This is a genomic window from Actinomycetes bacterium (assembly GCA_024222295.1).
GTDB lineage: Bacteria > Actinomycetota > Acidimicrobiia > Acidimicrobiales > Microtrichaceae > JAAEPF01.
Window position 1 is genome coordinate 1 of the sequence record JAAEPF010000015.1, and the last position, 2,522, is coordinate 2,522.

Consider the following 2,522-nt stretch of genomic DNA (forward strand, 5'->3'; position numbering starts at 1 on the left):
GTTGGGGTCGAACTCCAGCGTCGCCCAGCGGTTCTCGTACTGGCCGCTGTCATTGAGCGCCAGTGATGCGGTCTGGGTGAGCGATACCTCGTCGTCGCCGGGGAGGAGCCCCATCTTGACGAGTACCTGGAACCCGTTGCATATCCCTATCACGGGCTTGCCCGCGGCAACGAACTCCCTCACCTGCTCACGGAGGCCGAACCTCAGCCGGTTGCCCATCAGCCTCCCGCTGCCTAGGTGGTCCCCGAAGGAGAAGCCCCCCGGGACCGCCATGATGTCGTAGTCGGAGAGGGTCATCTCGCCACTGACCAGCCTGTTCACGTGAATCCTGTCTGCTGAGGCTCCGGCCATCTCGAAGACGGCCATCGTCTCGGTCTCGCAGTTGATCCCGAAGCCGGAGAGCACGGCGACCCTGGGTTTGCCGCTCATCGCCCCGCACCCCCATCCAAGGATCCCTTCCAGGAGGACCTGAGTTCGCTCATGGAGGCGAGCAGTATCTCGTTCCCCCCGTTCGTGATTGTGATGGAGTCGCCCTCGGTGACTCTGCCTAGGTGGTGGCAGGCGTGTCCCTCCATCGAGCCCTCGAACGCCTCACGGTCGCTGGGCCTCACGCTGACGAGTATCCTGCCGAGGCTCTCGCCGAACAGGGCCCCCCACTTGTCGAGGCTCTCGCAGTCGGCCCAGAGCCCCTCTACGTCCACCGATGCCCCGGAGTCAGCCCCGAAGCAGCACTCGGCGAGTGCGGTAGCAAGGCCGCCGTCGCTGCAGTCGTGCGCGCTGGCCACCAGGCCCTCGCCCATTGCTGCTGTCAGTGACCTGTACATCGAGAGGTTCCTAGGCGCGTCTATCTCGGGTATCGCCCCTCCGATCCCTCCATGACCATCGTCCCTAAGCATGAAGGCGAGCTCACTCGCGCCGAGCTCCTGGTGGGTCTCGCCCACGAGGAATATCTCGTCACCGGGGAGCTTGAAGTCGGAGGACACCGCCTTCCTGACGTCAGGGTGGTTGCCGACGAGGCTGAACAGGATGGTGGGAGGCACGCTGATCTTCTCTCCATCGAGAGTGGCGTCGTTCTTCATGGAGTCCTTGCCACTGATGCAAGGCAGCCTGTAAGCTCGGCATATGTCGTCTATGGCGCGGTTGGCGCGGACCAGCTGGGCTAGCTTGTAGCGGCCGTCGGGGGTCTTTGCCGACTCGACGGGGTCGGGCCAGCAGAAGTTGTCGAGGCCTGCGATGAGGTCGAGGTCGACCCCGACGCAGACGGCGTTCCTGAGGGCCTCGTCCACGGAGGCGGCGGCCATGGCGTACGCGTCGATGTCAGAGTAGCGAGGCACGATGCCGTTCGAAATCACCGCCCCTTGGGTCCCACCTTGGATCGGGGCGATGACCGCTGCGTCGCCCGGTGCGTCCCGATTGACACCGCAGAACGGCTTGATCACGGACTGGGCGATGACCTCGTGGTCGTAGGAGCGCACCCACCACTCCTTGCTAGCGATGTTCGGGCGGGCCATCAGGCGCTTGAGTACGCCACCGACCCCCCTCGCGTCCGCCTCTGGCGTCTGGATGGGCATGTGGACCGGTGGGGCCCACTCGGACTCCAGCTTCAGCTGGGGGCACCCGTCGTGGAGGAAGCTGATGGGCAGGTGCGCCACCGGCTCGTCGCCGTGCGTGACCACGAAGGCCCCTGAGTCGGTGAAAGTGCCAACGGCTGTGGCCTCGACCTCATGGAGGTCGGCCAGCGCCTCGAACGCCTGGCGGTCCCTCGGCCTGATGCCCACGGTCATCCTCTCCTGGGACTCCGAGACGAGTATCTCCCATGAGGACAGTCCTGCCTGCTTCAGCGGCACTGCACCCAAGTCCAGGACGGCCCCCCCTGTGAGCTCCGCCATCTCGCCGACGCTGCTGGAAAGCCCCCCTGCGCCATTGTCCGTGATCACCTGTATCAGGCCCTCGTCCCTCGCCTCGAGGAGCATGTCGATCATCTTCTTCTGGGTGATGGGGTCGCCTATCTGCACCGCGGAGCTGGGGCTCTCCTCGGTCAGCTCGAGGCTCGAGAAGGTGGCGCCGTGTATACCATCGTACCCGACCCTGCCGCCGACCATGTACACGACGTCCCCCGGCTCGGGCGTCTTGATGTGGCTCTCCCTGCCGTCGGGGAGGACCCGGGGCATCATCCCCAGGGTCCCGCAGTAGACCAGTGGCTTGCCGATGTACCTCTCGTCGAACACTATCGCTCCGTTGACCGTTGGTATGCCGGACTCGTTGCCGCCGGCGCGGACGCCCGCATGGACGCCCCTGAAGACCCTGGAAGGGTGGAATAGGCCCTCTGGGAGGTGCCCGTCGTAGTCAGGAGGGCCGAAGCAGAACACGTCCGTGTTCGCGATCGGCCTGGCTCCCAAGCCCGTGCCCACGATGTCGCGGTTGACGCCCACGATGCCGGTGATCGCTCCCCCGAATGGGTCGAGGGCGCTGGGGGAGTTGTGGGTCTCCGCCTTGATGCAGAGGCTCCAGTCGTCGTTCCA

The 2,522-nt window shown here is 65.5% G+C and carries 2 protein-coding genes; both read right to left on the minus strand.

The window, feature by feature from the left end:
• A partial coding sequence (locus tag GY812_02680) for a phosphoribosylformylglycinamidine synthase subunit PurQ (protein ID MCP4434388.1) occupies nt 1-429 on the minus strand: 429 nt, incomplete at its 3' end.
• Nucleotides 426-2,522: phosphoribosylformylglycinamidine synthase (locus GY812_02685; protein MCP4434389.1), on the minus strand; the 2,097-nt coding region annotated here is incomplete at its 5' end. The genes GY812_02680 and GY812_02685, both read right to left, overlap by 4 nt.